Genomic DNA, 14,773 nt, shown 5'->3' with positions numbered 1-14,773 from the left:
CCTTGCGCGTGTCAGGAGAGCCGCATGTCCGAAGACTATGTGCCGCCCAAGGTCTGGACCTGGAACAAGCCCTCGGGCGGCACCTTCGCCTCGATCAACCGGCCTGTCGCGGGCGCCACGCACGAGGCGCCCTTGCCCGTGGGCAAGCACCCGCTGCAACTCTATTCGCTGGCCACGCCAAACGGCATCAAGGTGACGATCCTGCTGGAGGAATTGTTGGAAGCAGGCCACTCCGCCGAGTATGACGCTTGGCATATCGACATCGGCAAGGGCGACCAGTTCGGATCGGGCTTCGTGGCGGTGAACCCGAACTCCAAGATCCCGGCACTGATGGACCATTCGGCCAGCCCGCCGCAACGGGTGTTCGAAAGCGCCTCGATCATGCTGTATCTGGCCGAGAAGTCCGGCGGCGCGTTCATCCCGAAGGAGCCAAGCGCGCGGACCGAGATGTTCAGCTGGCTGTTCTGGCAGATGGGCAGCGCGCCCTTCCTGGGCGGCGGCTTCGGCCATTTCTACGCCTATGCCCCGGTCAAGATCGAATACGCGATCAACCGCTATGCGATGGAGGTCAAGCGCCAGCTGGACGTGCTGGACCGCCATCTGGCACAGCATGCCTGGATGGCCGGCGGCGAATACTCGCTGGCCGACATCGCGATCTGGTCCTGGTATGGCTCGGTGGCGCTGGGCCGGGCCTATGGCGCGGCCGAGTTCCTGGATGTGGAAAGCTATGCCCATGTCATGGAATGGGCGCGCCGGATCGACGCCCGCCCCGCCGTGCAGCGCGGCCGCAAGGTCAACCGGACCTGGGGCGAGCCGTGGGAGCAACTGCGCGAACGCCACTCGGCCGCCGACTTCGACGCGCTGCCCAAGCCCTGAGGCGAAGCGCTGCCACCAGTAGCCTGCGTCAACGCTTTGAAAACACGGTTGCTATCCGATAGCGGAAGGCTGTTTCCCGCTATCAGCCGGGCGATTTTGCCTAGCATCGGCCGCAGTCCCACATTGGCCTCATCGCCCCACTGCTCGAGGGGCCAGCCAGAAAGGACGACCCGATGCTTACCGCTGCCAAGACTGTTCGCACCACCGCCCGCACCACCGCCCTTGCCGCCCTGACCGCGCTGTCGGTCGCCGCCATTCCCGCCGCTCCCGCCCGTGCCTGGGGCGAAGGGGAACAGAACTTCGTGGCCGGCGTCGTCACCGCCGTCGTGGTGGGAGAGATGCTGAAACAGGGCCGCAAGTCGCGCGCCGCTCCGCCGGCCCCGACCTACGCCCCGGCGCCGGTCTATGCCGACCCGGCGCCGACCTACACCACCACCTCGATCTACGCGACCCCGGTCGCCCGCGCCTTCAACACCTATTCTGCGGCCGAACGGAAGGCGATCCAGCGCAGCCTGCGCCAGGCCGGCTACTATGCCGGCGGCATCGACGGCTCGTTCGGGCCGCGCACCTACAATGCGGTGGTCAGCTATGCCCGCGACGCCGGCGCCGCAGGCAATCTGCGGACAACCGGCGGCGCTTTCGCGGTCTATGACGGCCTGATCTTCTAGGCCGTCCCGCAAGCCAAAGGCGGCCCGGGCTCAACCGGTCTCCCCGACCGGGCCGCCCGCCCCCTTTCCGCCATGTCGGAAAGGGGGCCTTTGCCTGTCGGCGGCCCTATTCGGGCTGGACGTTCCAGCCGAACCAGGTGGTGTCATGCACCGTCTCGGCATCGCGCAGGACCGCCGCCACTTCGGCAGCGGGCACCACGCCGCCAGTCCGCCGGTGGGTCCAGGCCAGCACCATTTCGCCGCGAACCGGCGCCCGCCCGGTGAAATCATAGGCAAAGGCCGCATTCCGCAGGCGCACCGGGTCGGGCACATTGAAGTCGAACCCCGCCCCCTTCACCTCGACGACATGACGAAACACCGCTGGCCCGCCGCTGTCCATCGGCAGGGTCCGCGGGCCGATCAGCCGATCCGGCAGGTTCGAGGCGAAATCCTCGGCCGCGAAGGGGAAATCCAGGTCCAGCCCGTCGCGCTTCAGCGCGGCACGCGGCAGGACGTAGCGTTCCTCCATGGTCAGCCGGTTCGTCGCGCGGTCATCCTGCATCACGATGTCGTCCTGCAACGTCAGGCCGGCATAGCGGCCCAGGTAGAAATCCAGGTAGTCGTCAGAAATCTGCCGCCGTGGCGAGGTGGCAAAGCGCTGCCGCAGCGAATCGGCCGCCCCGCCCAGGTAGACCGACCTGACCGTCAGGAACACTCCGCCGGCGGTGAACCGGTAGCTTTCGGTGACATCGGTCGACCAGGCGGTCTCGGCGACTTCGGGGATCGGCTCAAGCCCGGTCTGGCCGGCGCCGGCCAGCGGCAAAGCCCAGGCATAGGGCGGCACGGCCATTGTCGCAAATCCGCCGCCCTGGTGCGAGGCGGTGGGGTCCACCCAATGCGCCTCGCCGTCGACCACGATCCGCACGATGGCATGGTCGAAGGCGCCCAGCATCGGCACCTCGGCCGGCAGCCCGGCGCCGTTGTCGATGTCGGTCAGCGCCACCTGCGCCTGCACCCCCAGCTTGCGCAGCATCACCACCAGCAGCAGCGCCTTGTCCTTGCAGTCGCCAAAGCCCGAGGGAATGACCTCCTGGGGAAGCCTGGCAAGAATGCCGCCCGCCCCGACCGACAGCGAGACGTAGCGCAATTCGTCCTGCACCAGCCTCAGCGCGGCGATGGCGCGGGTCTCGGGGTCGGGGCTGGCGGCGGCGAGGACGGCGACCTTGGCATCCCATTCGGGAGTCAGCGGGTAGTCGGCCGCGTAATACGGCGTCAGCGCCGCCGACAGCGCGCCCCAGTCGGCATCGGCAGTCAGTCGCAGATAGGCAGTGGGGTCGTCCAGCGCGGGCACCGCTTCCTCGGGCCGGGGCGGCACATGGCCCTCGCGCCGCCATTCGTGGCGCAGGGTGCCGCCCGGCCCGGGACCTTGGGCATGGGTCACCCGGTCAGGCAGCGGGCCCAGGGTCATCGGCCAGGCCTTGGGCCAAAGCACCACCGTGCGGGTCAGACCGACCGGCACATCCCATTCCATCGTCGCGAAGACCGAGCGTTCCCCGGCCCCGACCAGCGGCTTCATCTCGCGCACCGAGGCGTAGTCGACGATGTCGCCCACCCGCAGGTCGGGGATCTGCAGGTAGGCGGTCAGCGTGCCGTCGATGATGCCTTCGTCCAGCCGCTCTTCGCGCCGCAGGATCTCTTCCGCCACGCTGTCGCGCAGGTCGATCTCGCGCCCGTCGCGGATCACCACCAGCCGGGTCAGCGCCATCCGGTCGAAGGCCGGGTCGAAGTCGAGGCTGACCGTCGCCGCCAGTTCCAGCCCGGCGCGGTCGGTGACCTGCATCACTGTGCGGGCGTAGCTGTGGCGTTCTTCGCCGACGAAGGCGACCTGGAAGTCGGACAGGATGTAGTGCACCCCGTCCAGCGCCTGCGCGCGCAGATCGGGGTCGTCGGCGGGCAGCGCGATCTCGTCCACCCAGGCAGGGGTCGGGCTGCGCGCCAGCCCCTCGGCCAGAGCGGGGGACGCAAGACAAAGGAAAAGGACGAGGCGAAGCAGATGCAGCATGGTGTTTTCCCAAGGTGTTCGCACCCTAGGGGAGGCCCCGCGGCCGGACAAGCGGGTGGCGGGCAAGAGAGGGACGCGGGTGCCGGCGCGGGCGCCAAGGATTGCGGGTCGGTGTGCGTCAAACTACCGTCATGCTGATGGATACCTCGGACGAGACCCTGGCCAAGGCCGCCAACGCCGGCGACCGCGCTGCCTTTGCGACGCTGGTCGGGCGGCACTACGACCGCATCTTCGGGCTGGCCTTCCGGCTGACCGGGGTGCGGGCCGAGGCGGAAGACCTGGCCCAGGACATCTGCGCCGCATTGCCGGTCAAGCTGGCGCAGTTTCGGGGTGAAGCGCGGTTCACCACCTGGCTGTACCGCATCGTGGTGAACGCCGCACATGACCGGCGGCGGCGGCAGACGACGCGGGCCCGCGCAGCGGATGGCTGGGGGGATTGGGAGATTGCCCGGCAGGACGAGATTGCCGTGCAGCGCGAGGCCGAAGGTTGGCTGGCCGAGGCGATGACGCGGCTGTCGCCCGAATTGCGCGACACGCTGGCGCTGGTGCTAGGCGAAGAGATGACCCAAAGCCAGGCCGGCGCCGTGCTGGGGGTTTCCGAAGGCACCATCGCCTGGCGGATGTCGGAAGTGAAGAAACGGCTGCGGGCGATGGCGGCGGAGGATGCGACATGACCGAAGACCGCGATCCGCTTGAGAGGCTGAAGGCCGGTCTCAAGGCCGCCCCGCCGCCTGACGGCGAGGCGAAGGCCCGCGCGCTGGCGCTTGCGATGGAAAACTTCGACCGGCTCCAAGCTTCCGGCCCTGCGTCGCGTCCGAAGGAAGACCGCCCACCGCGGGCGGGGTTCCTGAACGGAGTGCGTTCCATGCTGACCCTTCTGACCACCCGGCCCGCGCTGGCCGCCACCACCTCGATTGCCGCCCTGGTCGTGGGCGTTGCCGTGCTGCTGCCGGTGACCGAACAGCTGCGCAGCCCCGGCGGGCCGCCGGTTGCCCCCCGCACCCTGGCGCCAGAGGCGCCGAAGCCGGAAGCCTCTTCCCTGGCCGATGCCGGCACCCCGCCCGGGGCGGATGCGCCTGTGGCGGTGACGCCGGCCGAACCTAAGCCGGCCGCCTCAGCCGCCGACGCCGCGCCCGAGGCCGACAGCCGCACCGACCAGGCGGCGAACGAAACCCTTCAGGAAGACGCGCTGGCCTACCTGACCGAAGAAGAGATGGGCCGCGCCCGCAAGGAGAAATCCGAAGGCCTGGTCGGCGATCTGGCGGCGGGCGGGGCGACGATGCCCTCGGTCGCCGCGCCTGCGGCCGAGCCGATGCCGATGCCGCAGCTTGAACCGAACACCGAGGAGTTTGCCACTGCCGAGGCAAACCCTGTGAAGGTGACGGCGGAAGAGCCGGTGTCCACCTTCTCGACCGATATCGACACGGCCTCCTATGCGGTGGTCCGGTCCACCCTGGACCTCGGGTCGCTGCCGACGCCTGATCAGGTGCGGGTCGAGGAAATGGTGAACTATTTCCCCTATGCCTACCCCGCACCCGAGGCGGGGCAAGCCTTCCGCACCACGGTTTCGGTGATGCCGACGCCCTGGAACCCCGGCACAAGGCTGGTCACCATCGGGCTGCAGGGCGAGCTGCCCGCCGTGGCTGATCGCCCGCCGCTGAATCTGGTGTTCCTGATCGACACTTCGGGCAGCATGGAAGACCCGGGCAAACTGGGCCTTCTGAAGCAGTCGCTGTCATTGATGCTGGCGGAACTGCGCCCCGAGGATCAGATCGCCATCGTCACCTATGCCGGATCGGCCGGCGAGGTGCTGCCGCCCACCAGGGCCGCCGAGCGGGACAGGATCCTGGCCGCGCTGGACGGGCTGATGGCCGGCGGGTCGACCGCCGGGGCGGAAGGGATCGAGCTGGCCTATCAGGTGGCCGCGGGCATGGCCGCCGAAGGCGAGGTCAGCCGGGTGCTGCTGGCGACGGACGGCGATTTCAACGTCGGCCTGTCCGACCCTGCGGGGCTGGAGGATTTCATCGCCCGCAAGCGCGACGAGGGGGTGTATCTGTCGGTGCTGGGCTTTGGCCGGGGCAATCTGGACGATGCCACGATGCAGGCGCTGGCGCAGAACGGCAACGGCACGGCGTCCTATATCGACACCCTGTCGGAAGCGCGAAAAGTGCTGGTGGACCAGCAGACAGGGGCGCTTTTCCCCATTGCCGATGACGTGAAAGTGCAAGTCGAGTGGAATCCCGCCCAGGTCGCGGAATACCGGCTGATCGGCTATGAGACCCGGGCGCTGCGGCGCGAGGACTTCAACAACGACGCGGTGGACGCGGGCGAGATCGGCGCCGGGCTGCAGGTGACCGCGATCTACGAGGTCACGGCACCCGGGTCGGACGCGCTGCTGAACGATCCCTTGCGCTATGGCACGGCGGCGGCGACCGAAGGCGCGGCGGGCGAGCTGGGCTTTCTGCGGCTGCGCTGGAAGGCGCCGGGCGAAGGGGAAAGCCAGTTGGTCGAGACGCCGATCACCGGGCAAGAACCGGCCACCGACGAGGCGCGCTTTGCCGCCGCCATCGCGGGCTTTGGCCAGTTGCTGACCGACAGCGTCTATCTGGGCGACTGGGGTTGGGATCAGGCCATCGCGCTGGCGCTGTCGGCGCGGGGCGACGATGCCTATGGCTACCGGATCGAGGCGGTCAACCTGATGCGGCTGGCGCAAGGCCTGGACCGCTGAAACCTTTGGAAACGGAAAAGGCCCGGGGAATTCCCCGGGCCTTGGCATGTTCGGGCTGAGCCGGTCAGTTCACCGTTTCGGCCTTGGCTTCCAGCGCCGGCGTTTCGGACTTGGCCGGGCGGGCGATCTCGATCCGGCGGGGCTTCATCGCCTCGGGCACTTCGCGCACCAGGTCGATGTGCAGCATGCCGTGTTCATGCACCGCGCCCGAGACGCGGACATGGTCGGCCAGCGCAAAGCGGCGCTCGAACGCGCGGGTGGCGATGCCACGGTGCAGGAAGGCGCGCTCGGAATCGTCGGCGGCCTTGCGGGCGGCGACGTTCAGGCTGCCGTCCTTGACCTCGACCGACAGGTCGTCGGGGGTGAAACCGGCCACCGCGATCGAGATGCGATAGGCATTCTCGGCGGTCTTTTCGATGTTGTAGGGCGGATAGGTGGGCTGGGCGATGTCCGCGGACAGGACCCGGTCCATCAGGTCGGCCACGCGGTCAAAGCCGACGGTGGCACGGTAAAGGGGGGCAAAGTCGAAGCTGCGCATGTTCATCCTCCGAAAAGCGATGCGTCGTCAGGATGGCCCGCCCCTTGCCGGGGCCGGGCCGATGTGCCGGGCCCATCATGGCGCCCGGCATTGGTCATTTGGGAATTCCCGGCGGCGCCTTCAAGACCCCGCTCAAGGCTTGACGAAACGCGCCCCGATGTCGCGGTTGGTGCCGTCGCCCACGCCCAGCCGCCGCGCCTTGGGCGCCGTTGCCGCCTCTGCCCCAGAGCCTGGTCCAGAGCCTGCCACCGCCAGCGGCTTGCCCTTGGCCAGCAGGTCCTTCAGTTCGGCAACCACCTGCGGCAGGTCCATGCCATAGGCCACGTTCACGCCCTCGACCGGCCCGCCGGCCGAGATGATCGAGACGATCTGCGCCCGCGACCCTGTCCGGTCCAGCACCGGCGCACCGGACGATCCGAAACTGACGTCGCAGTCCATCGCGATCAGCCCTTCGGCCCGGCCAAGCACATTGCAGGCCCTTTGCCAGGTCAGCACATCCTCGCGACCGGCCGCATAGGAAACGACCGAGACCTGGTCGCCCTTGCCCGGCGCCCGCAGCGCGAAGGGCGCGGCCACCGCGGCCGGAATCGGCTCGGCCAGTTCCAGAAGCGCCACGTCATGCCGCACGTTCTCAGGCGAAACCGGGGTGTCGGGCGCATAGTCCGGATGCGCCACGGTGCGCGCGACCCGCACTTCGCGGATCGACATCCCTTCGGAATAGCCGGCGCGGAACAGGATCTCGCCGGGATCCACCGGCGTGCCGCCGCTGCCATGCACACAATGCGCGGCCGTCAGCACCAGCGTGGTCGAGATCAGCGCCCCGGTGCAAAAGCCGTCGCGGCCCAGTTCGATCCGGCCCACCGCCTCGAATCCCAGAAGCTGGTCACGCCGGGTCAGCGGTTCCAGCCCGGTGGTCTCGGCCGCCACCGGCCCCAGCGCGGCCAGCGCCGCCAGAACGGCCACCGCAGCTTTCATGGCGAGACGAACTTGGCTCCGGCCCCGGCGTCGCCGCCCGAGATGATCCGGACCCCGGCCGCTGCCTTGTGCGTTTCGCCCGCCGCCGCCAGTTCCGCCTGCAGCACCGCCAGGGGCGCGTCCAGCGGCACTGCCAGCGCCACCTTCTTGCCGTCCAGCTCGGCCTTGGCCGAGATCACCGACACCACCCGCGCTACCCCGTCGCGCACCAGGAACACCGGCGCGCCGGACGATCCGAAGTCGATGTCGCAGCTCAGCACCATCGCATCGTGATAGGATGAAAGCACTGCGCAGCCTTCTTCGATCGAAGGGATTTCCGACCGGTCATGGGCGTAGGAGACGACGCTGACCTCGTCGCCGCTGCCGGGCTGGCGGGCGGTCGAAAAGGGCAGGAGCTGCGGCAGAAGGATCGGCTGGTCCAGTTCCAGAAGCGCCACATCATAGGCGACGCGGGCGACGTCCTCGTCGTCGGCATGGGCATAGTCGGGATGCGCCACCGACCGGCGCACACCGCGATAGGCCTCGGCCCGGCCATTCCGCCAGCCCGCCTGGAAGGTGATCTCGCCATCCGGCGTGCGCGCGCCGGTGTCCTTGTCGAACAGGCAATGCGCCGCCGTCAGCACGATCTGCGGTGCGATCAGGGCTGCGGTGCAAAAGCCGTGGTCGCCCAGCAGCAGCTTGCCGACCCCCTGCCAGCCCTTGGCGTCATCTGCCGTCGGCATGCCGATAAGACCCGTGTCCTGGGCCAGCACAGGGGCGGCAGCCGGCAGGGCAAGGCCCAGAGGCAGGCACAGAGCAAGGGCAAGCGTCAAACGGCGCGGCATGGCAATCCTCTGCGACTTCCGCACAGGGTTAGGCAGGGATTCGGGCGGATTTGCGGCGCGTCCGACTGGCGGCGGCACGACCTAGCCGCCCATTGCCCTTGGCCGCGGCCCGCCCGTCGCCCAGTCCAGCAGCTCCACCGTATGCACCACCGGCACGGCGGTGCCCGAGCCGATCTGGGTGATGCAGCCGATGTTTCCGGCGGCGATGACGTCGGGCTTGCGGGCCTCAAGCGTTTGCACCTTGCGGGTCTTCAACTCGCCGCTGATAGCGGGTTGCAGCAGGTTGTAGGTGCCCGCGCTGCCGCAGCACAGGTGGCTGTCGGCGGGTTCCACCACCTCGAACCCGGCGCGTTTCAGCAGGTCTTTCGGCGCCGTGGTGACCCGCTGGCCGTGCTGCAGCGAGCAGGCCGAGTGATAGGCCACCCGCAGCCCCTTGGGCGCGCCTTCGGGAAGGTCCAGCCGGGCCAGCAGTTCGGTCACGTCCAGCGCCAGCGCCACGATGCGCGCGGCGTCCCCGGACAGCGCCGGATCGTTGCGGAACATGTGGCCATAGTCCTTGACGGTGGTGCCGCAGCCGCTGGTGTTGATGACGATGGCGTCAAGGCCCTCGCCCTGCGCCTCGGCCACCCAGGCCCGGATGTTGGCCGCGGCACTGGCATGGGCCAGGGTGTCCTTGCCCATGTGATGCGTCAGCGCCCCGCAGCAGCCCGCGCCCCGCGCCACCACCACCTCGCAGCCGAAGCGGCGCAACAGCCGGATGGTGGCGTCGTTGATATCCGGGTCCAGCGCCTTTTGCGCGCAGCCGGTCAGCAGGGCCACCCGCATCCGCCGCGGGCCGGTTGCGGCAAAGACCTGCGGCCTGTCGCTGGCACTGGCCGGCGGTACCCGCTGCGGCGCCAGCGCCAGCATCGCCCGCAGCCGGGCATCGGGGATCAGCCGCGCTAGGGGCCGCCCCAGTGCCGCCGCCCGCAAGGCCAGCCGCAGCCGCCCCGGATAGGGCAGCACCCGCGCCAAGAGCCCGCGCAGCAGCCGGTCCATCAGCGGCCGGCGGTAGGTCTTTTCCACATGCACCCGGGCGTGGTCGATCAGGTGCATGTAATGCACCCCCGAGGGGCAGGTCGTCATGCACGACAGGCACGACAGGCAGCGGTCGATGTGCTTGACCGTCTTGGCATCGGCCGGGCGGCCGGTCTCCAGCATCTCCTTGATCAGGTAGATGCGGCCGCGAGGGCTGTCCAACTCGTCGCCCAGCACCTGATAGGTCGGGCAGGTCGCGGTGCAGAAGCCGCAATGCACGCAAGTCCGCAGGATTTCATTGGCGCGGGCCAACCCCGGGTCACGCAACTGCGCCTCGGTGAAATTGGTCTGCATCAGCCGCGCCCCCCGGCAAACAGGCCGCGCGGGTCGAACCTCGCGCGCAGCCCCGCCTCAAGCGCCGCCACCTGCGGTGACAGCGGCGGCAGGGCGGGCGCGGCCTCGTCGCCGCGCACCCGCGTGGCATGGCCGCGTTCGCCCAGCGCCGAGCGGATCACACGCCCCTGCCCCTCGGGGCAGATCAACCATAACAGGCCACCGCCCCAGTCCCACAGCGCCTCGTGCGGAACCCGGGCGGCGGCCAGCGCCTGCGGCACCGCCAGCGCCTCGCCGGGCACGCAGGAGATGCGCCACACCGCCCCCGGCCGTCCGGCAAAGGCCTGCACATCACGCACCGCCCGCCACAGCGCGGCACTCTCGGCGCCCTCGACCAAGGTCCAATCGCCCGCCGTCAGCGCCCGCAGCCGCCCGGCCCGGTAGGCCACCGATCCCGCCATCCCCTCAATGCGCAGCAGCACCTGCCCCGACACAAAGGCAGCCCCCGACACGTCGAACGGCGACGCCAGCGCCGCCCGCAGCGCGGCCAGCCCCGAGGCGGCCGAGAACCCCTCGCCGACCAGCGTCGCCTCGGCCTCGGGCTGGGCCTGCACCTTGAAGGCCACCTCGGTCAGCACGCCCAGCGTGCCCCGGCTGCCGGCCATCAGCTTGACCAGATCATAGCCGGTGACGTTCTTCATCACCCGCCCGCCATTGGCCACCACCGCCCCGGTGCCATCGACAAACCGCACCCCCAGCATGGCGTCCCGCGCCGCCCCGACCTGCACCCGCCGTGGCCCGCTGGCGTTTTCGGCCGCGACCCCGCCGATGGTCGACACGCCGTCCCGCTCCAGCAGCCCGCGCAGGTCGGCCGGCTCGAAGGCCAGCCGCTGCCGCTCGGCCGCCAGCACCGCCTCGACCTCGGCCAGCGGCGTTCCCGCCGCCGCCACCAGCGTCAGCGCCGCCGGCTCATAAAGCCGCACCCCGGTGATCCCGCCGGTGTCCAGCGCCTCGCCGGCGCCGAACAGCCCGCGCGTGCCGCCGCCCCGCACCACCAGAGGTCCGTTGGCGCCGCGGATCGCCTCGCTCAGTTCCGCCTCGTCCGCAGGCCGCATCGCCCCTGCCCTTTTCATCTGTCCGAAAATATCCCGGGGTCCGGGGCAGCGCCCCGGTCCGCGGCCTCAGCCCGCGCGCCGCGCGGCACTTGCCTCCAGCGGAAACACCTTGGCCGGATTGAGCAACCACTTCGGATCGAACACGTCCTTTACCCGCATCTGCGCCTCCAGATCGGCCGGCCGATACTGCACCCCCATCAGGTCGCGCTTCTCGATCCCCACGCCATGCTCGCCGGTGAGACATCCGCCCACCTCGACGCAAAGTCTCAGGATGTCGGCCCCCATCGCCTCGCACCGCTCAAGATCGCCCGGTTTGTTGGCGTCATAAAGGATCAGCGGGTGCATGTTGCCATCGCCGGCGTGGAAGACGTTCGCCACCTCCAGCCCGTAGTCGCGGCTCAACTCGCCGATCCGCCGCAAGACCTGCGGCAGGGCCGACACCGGAATGGTTCCGTCCAGGCACATGTAGTCGTTGATCTGCCCCATGGCGCCGAAGGCCGACTTGCGGCCCAGCCAGATGCGCTTGGCATGGGCCTCGTCAGTGGCCTCTTCCAGCGCCACCGGATCGTGCCGCCGCGCGATCACCGTGATCGCCGCCAGCTGCTCGTCGATCTCGGCCGGGCTGCCCTCGACCTCGATGATCAACAGCGCCTCGCAATCGGGATAGCCGGCATGGGCAAAGGCCTCGCAGGCGCGGATGCAGGGGCGGTCCATGAACTCGATCGCCACCGGCAGAAGGCCCGCCTTGATGATGTCGGCGACGCAGGCCCCGGCCACCTCGTTCGAGCCGAACCCCATCAGCACCGGCCGCGCACCTTCAGGCTTGGGCAGGATGCGCAAGGTCGCCTCGGTCACCACGCCAAGCTGCCCCTCGCTGCCGCAGATCACGCCCAGAAGGTCCAGCCCCGGCGCATCCGCGAACGGCCCGCCGATGCTGACCACGGTGCCGTCCATCTGCACCAGCGTCACGCCCAGCAGGTTGTTCGTCGTCACGCCATACTTCAGGCAATGCGCCCCGCCACTGTTCATGGCGATGTTGCCGCCAATGGCACAGGCCAGCTGGCTGGAGGGGTCGGGGGCATAGAAGAACCCCTCGGCCTCGACCGCCCCGGTCACCGACAGGTTGGTTCGCCCCGCCTGCACCCGGATGTAACGGTTGTCGCAATCCGCCTCAAGCACCGCGTTCATCCGCGCGATGCCCAGCACCACGCTGTCCTCGGATGGCATCGAGCCGCCGGCCAGCGAGGTGCCGGCCCCGCGCGGCACCACCGGCACGCCTTCCTCCCAGCAAACCCGCAGCGCCGCCGCCACCTCGGCCGTGCTGCGCGGCAGAACCACCGCCAGGGGCCGCGCCCGATAGGCCGAAAGCGCATCGCATTCATAGGCCCGCGTCTCGGCCGGGTCGTCGATCACGGCATCGGCGGGCAGCACCGCCCGCAGCCGGGCGACAATGGCGGCCTTGCGCGACAGGATCGCGGCATCGGGAACCGGCATGTCCATCGGCGATCCTCCCCAGTATTGGTCAACAAATATAACCAATTTCCCCCATAGGCAAGCCGCAAGGCCAGGCGCTATCCTGCCCGCCATGTTCTCCGACCTGGTGCTTGCCCTCAGCCTTCCCGAAATCGCGGCCCTTTGCGGGTTGCTCTTCGCCTGGCTCGGCTCGGGCTGGCTGATCGAGCATCCGCCGGCCCGATACCCCTCGGTCTCTCTGCTGATGCAGGAGTACCGCCGCGACTGGATGCGCACCTTCGTCACCCGCAACCCGCGCATCTTCGACGCCACGCTGATCGACAGCTTGCGCCAGGGCACGGCCTTCTTCGCCTCGGCCTCGATGATCGCCATCGGTGGCGGGCTGGCGCTGATCGGCAATTCGGCCACGGTCGAGGCGCTGGCCCAGGACCTGCCGCTGGACACCAGCCGCATCGACCTGTCGCTCAAGCTGCTGCTGCCGGTGGCGATCCTGTCCAACGCGCTGCTCAAGTTCATCTGGGCGCATCGGCTGTTCGGCTATTGCTCGATCCTGATGGCCGCGGTGCCGAACGATTCCTCGCACCCGCGCGCCTTTCACCGCGCCGCCCAGGCGGCCGAGATCAACATCACTGCGGCCAAGGGCTTCAATCGCGGGCTGCAGTCGATCTACTTCGCCCTGGCGTCCGCCGGCTGGCTGCTTGGCCCCGAAATGCTGGCGGTGACCACGATTGCGGCCACCCTGGTTCTGCTGCGGCGCGAGTTCCGCTCGCAGTCCCGCGCCGTGATGCTGGATCGCGACGGCTGACCGACGCGCAGGAATTCGAAGTCGAATTCCGTTCACGATTTCCGAATTCGGAAATCGTCTTCTTCCTACCCGCGCAGAGCCAGGGCCAGCTCGGCGCCGACGCCTTCGCCCGACAGCCGCGCCCCCGCGGCGGTCTGCATCAGCCCCGCCCCGGCCAGCGCCTCGCCGGCGAACCAGATGCGCTCCGCCACCGGCCGGCGCAGCACCGCTCTCGCCCCCGCCCGCCCCGGCCGCGCCGCCGCATAGGCGCCGCGCGTCCAGCGCTCGCCGCCCCAGCGGGTCAGGATACCGTGCCCGACCTGCCCGCGCACGGCCGCACCGAACAGATCAACCAGCCGGTCGGTGACGAACTCCACCGCCGCCGCCGGACCGGCCGCTTCCATCTCCCAGGCGAAATCGCCACCGACGAAACCGACCATCAGGTCGAGATCGAAGGGAAAGGCCAGCAGGAACAGGTCATGCCGCGCCCGCCGCTCGATCAGGATATCGTCGAAGGGGGCCAGCCCCAGCCGGCTGCCCCGCACCGCCACCGGCACCTTCGTCAGCAGCCCCATCTGCAGATCGAAGATCGCCTCCATGTGCCCTTCGGGCAGGTCAGGCGCGAAACCCAGATCCTCGAACTGCATCACCCCGGGCGAAACTGTCACGATCGCCGCCCGCGCCCGCAGCGTGCCGCGGTCGGTCTCTGCCTGCACCCCCGGCCCGTCCCAGCGCAGCCGCCGCACCGGGGTGGACAGCGTCACCGGCACATCCGCCCCCCAGCGGTGGACCAGCGCACCGAACCCCTCGCGCGTGAAGTAGTTCGGGTCCAGATCGGCCGCCGCCCGGAAGTCGGCCACCGAGATCTCGTCATCATCGGCGCCAAAGTCCATCGGCCCGGCAAAAGTGGAATTCGCCCGCAGGCAATGGCAATCGCCGATCAGCGCCGACAGCCGGTCGTCCGGCCCGCAATGCGCCGCCAGACAGTCGGCCAGCGCTCCCTCGGCCGCCCGGGTGCGCGCCAACTCCGCTGCCGTCGCCCGGCGCTTGCCGAACCACAGGTGATCCAGCCCCATGTCGTGGTGAAACAGCGTCCAGCCCGCCGCCTGCGCCTCGGGGAAGAACGGGTTGCGGTCGGCGGCATGCAGCCAGGCACAGCCGATGTCGAAGGGCACGCCAAAATCGCTGTCCGTGGTCCAGGCCCGCCCGCCGATCCGGTCCATCGCCTCAAGCACCACGAAAGACCGCCCCGCCGCCCGCAGGGCCTTGGCCGCCGCCAGCCCGGCACAGCCGGCGCCCACGATCACCACATCCACATCGCCCATGCCCAATGCCTCCGCCGCAAAGCTTCAATCAAAAATCCTTCTTCAGCATGAAACGCCGGCCGGATTCGCGAAAGCC

At 69.5% G+C, this 14,773-nt stretch carries 13 protein-coding genes; 5 read left to right on the top strand and 8 right to left on the bottom strand.

All coding sequences use genetic code 11. The features are described from left to right. The first annotated feature begins 24 nt into the window (after positions 1-24). Together yghU and LHP98_RS13540 are read left to right on the top strand one after the other, a co-directional pair. Positions 25-876 (top strand): glutathione-dependent disulfide-bond oxidoreductase, encoded by an 852-nt coding sequence (gene yghU, locus LHP98_RS13545; protein ID WP_227253077.1) that lies wholly within the window; start codon positions 25-27, stop codon positions 874-876. 173 nt (positions 877-1,049) lie between these two features. Then, positions 1,050-1,544: a peptidoglycan-binding domain-containing protein gene (locus LHP98_RS13540; protein ID WP_227253076.1), complete on the top strand. Its 495-nt coding sequence runs from the start codon at positions 1,050-1,052 to the stop codon at positions 1,542-1,544. A gap of 106 nt (positions 1,545-1,650) precedes the next feature. Here LHP98_RS13540 and LHP98_RS13535 read toward each other — a convergent pair whose 3' ends face one another. Further along, positions 1,651-3,585, bottom strand: coding sequence for a DUF3857 domain-containing transglutaminase family protein (locus LHP98_RS13535; protein ID WP_227253075.1), 1,935 nt, complete (start codon positions 3,583-3,585; stop codon positions 1,651-1,653). Positions 3,586-3,722: 137 nt separating this feature from the next. Between LHP98_RS13535 and LHP98_RS13530 the strand changes: the two genes are divergently transcribed. After that, entirely contained in the window at positions 3,723-4,259 is a 537-nt protein-coding gene (locus LHP98_RS13530) for an RNA polymerase sigma factor (protein WP_227253254.1), read from the top strand. After that, positions 4,256-6,313 carry a vWA domain-containing protein gene (locus tag LHP98_RS13525; RefSeq protein ID WP_227253074.1) on the top strand — a complete coding sequence of 686 codons (2,058 nt, stop codon included), beginning with the start codon at positions 4,256-4,258 and terminating at the stop codon, positions 6,311-6,313. The genes LHP98_RS13530 and LHP98_RS13525 overlap by 4 nt, the downstream gene beginning before the upstream one ends. A 64-nt stretch (positions 6,314-6,377) precedes the next feature. On the opposite strand, the gene LHP98_RS13520 is transcribed toward LHP98_RS13525, so the two are convergent. From LHP98_RS13520 to LHP98_RS13495, 6 genes are all read right to left on the bottom strand, one after another. Further along, the gene (locus tag LHP98_RS13520; protein WP_227253073.1) at positions 6,378-6,851 is read right to left on the bottom strand and encodes an Hsp20 family protein; all 474 of its coding nucleotides are present in this window, start codon (positions 6,849-6,851) and stop codon (positions 6,378-6,380) included. Positions 6,852-6,983: 132 nt separating this feature from the next. Further along, positions 6,984-7,826, bottom strand: coding sequence for a trypsin-like serine peptidase (locus LHP98_RS13515; RefSeq protein WP_227253072.1), 843 nt, complete (start codon positions 7,824-7,826; stop codon positions 6,984-6,986). Further along, positions 7,823-8,650, bottom strand: a complete 828-nt coding sequence (locus LHP98_RS13510; RefSeq protein ID WP_227253071.1) for a trypsin-like serine peptidase — start codon at positions 8,648-8,650, stop codon at positions 7,823-7,825. The genes LHP98_RS13515 and LHP98_RS13510 overlap by 4 nt, the downstream gene beginning before the upstream one ends. Before the next feature lie 81 nt (positions 8,651-8,731). Beyond that, a complete protein-coding gene (glcF, locus tag LHP98_RS13505) occupies positions 8,732-10,021 on the bottom strand; it encodes a glycolate oxidase subunit GlcF (protein ID WP_227253070.1) in 1,290 nt (429 codons plus the stop codon). Next, positions 10,021-11,115 (bottom strand): FAD-binding protein, encoded by a 1,095-nt coding sequence (locus LHP98_RS13500; RefSeq protein WP_227253069.1) that lies wholly within the window; start codon positions 11,113-11,115, stop codon positions 10,021-10,023. The genes glcF and LHP98_RS13500 overlap by 1 nt, the downstream gene beginning before the upstream one ends. Positions 11,116-11,181: 66 nt before the next feature. Next, positions 11,182-12,615 (bottom strand): FAD-linked oxidase C-terminal domain-containing protein, encoded by a 1,434-nt coding sequence (locus tag LHP98_RS13495; RefSeq protein WP_227253068.1) that lies wholly within the window; start codon positions 12,613-12,615, stop codon positions 11,182-11,184. 85 nt (positions 12,616-12,700) lie between these two features. Here LHP98_RS13495 and LHP98_RS13490 point away from each other — a divergent pair, with 85 nt between their 5' ends. After that, complete coding sequence (locus tag LHP98_RS13490) at positions 12,701-13,393, top strand: DUF599 domain-containing protein (RefSeq protein ID WP_227253067.1); 693 nt, start codon at positions 12,701-12,703, stop codon at positions 13,391-13,393. Between the two features lie 65 nt (positions 13,394-13,458). Here LHP98_RS13490 and LHP98_RS13485 read toward each other — a convergent pair whose 3' ends face one another. Continuing rightward, on the bottom strand, positions 13,459-14,697 hold the full coding sequence (locus LHP98_RS13485) for a flavin monoamine oxidase family protein (RefSeq protein ID WP_227253066.1): 1,239 nt from the start codon (positions 14,695-14,697) through the stop codon (positions 13,459-13,461). Between the last annotated feature and the right edge of the window lie 76 nt (positions 14,698-14,773).

The organism is Rhodobacter sp. Har01, from assembly GCF_020564565.1.
Lineage (GTDB): Bacteria > Pseudomonadota > Alphaproteobacteria > Rhodobacterales > Rhodobacteraceae > Pseudogemmobacter.
The sequence above is the reverse complement of the archived record's forward strand: the minus strand, read 5'-3'. Positions and strand labels throughout refer to the sequence as shown.

What these genes read in the sequence shown, in the direction of transcription:
- yghU (WP_227253077.1), top strand. Translation starts at nt 25, where the DNA reads ATGTCCGAAGACTATGTGCCGCCCAAGGTCTGGACCTGGAACAAGCCC.
- LHP98_RS13540 (WP_227253076.1), top strand. Translation starts at nt 1,050, where the DNA reads ATGCTTACCGCTGCCAAGACTGTTCGCACCACCGCCCGCACCACCGCC.
- LHP98_RS13535 (WP_227253075.1), bottom strand. Translation starts at nt 3,585, where the DNA reads ATGCTGCATCTGCTTCGCCTCGTCCTTTTCCTTTGTCTTGCGTCCCCC.
- LHP98_RS13530 (WP_227253254.1), top strand. Translation starts at nt 3,723, where the DNA reads ATGGATACCTCGGACGAGACCCTGGCCAAGGCCGCCAACGCCGGCGAC.
- LHP98_RS13525 (WP_227253074.1), top strand. Translation starts at nt 4,256, where the DNA reads ATGACCGAAGACCGCGATCCGCTTGAGAGGCTGAAGGCCGGTCTCAAG.
- LHP98_RS13520 (WP_227253073.1), bottom strand. Translation starts at nt 6,851, where the DNA reads ATGCGCAGCTTCGACTTTGCCCCCCTTTACCGTGCCACCGTCGGCTTT.
- LHP98_RS13515 (WP_227253072.1), bottom strand. Translation starts at nt 7,826, where the DNA reads ATGAAAGCTGCGGTGGCCGTTCTGGCGGCGCTGGCCGCGCTGGGGCCG.
- LHP98_RS13510 (WP_227253071.1), bottom strand. Translation starts at nt 8,650, where the DNA reads ATGCCGCGCCGTTTGACGCTTGCCCTTGCTCTGTGCCTGCCTCTGGGC.
- glcF (WP_227253070.1), bottom strand. Translation starts at nt 10,021, where the DNA reads ATGCAGACCAATTTCACCGAGGCGCAGTTGCGTGACCCGGGGTTGGCC.
- LHP98_RS13500 (WP_227253069.1), bottom strand. Translation starts at nt 11,115, where the DNA reads ATGCGGCCTGCGGACGAGGCGGAACTGAGCGAGGCGATCCGCGGCGCC.
- LHP98_RS13495 (WP_227253068.1), bottom strand. Translation starts at nt 12,615, where the DNA reads ATGGACATGCCGGTTCCCGATGCCGCGATCCTGTCGCGCAAGGCCGCC.
- LHP98_RS13490 (WP_227253067.1), top strand. Translation starts at nt 12,701, where the DNA reads ATGTTCTCCGACCTGGTGCTTGCCCTCAGCCTTCCCGAAATCGCGGCC.
- LHP98_RS13485 (WP_227253066.1), bottom strand. Translation starts at nt 14,697, where the DNA reads ATGGGCGATGTGGATGTGGTGATCGTGGGCGCCGGCTGTGCCGGGCTG.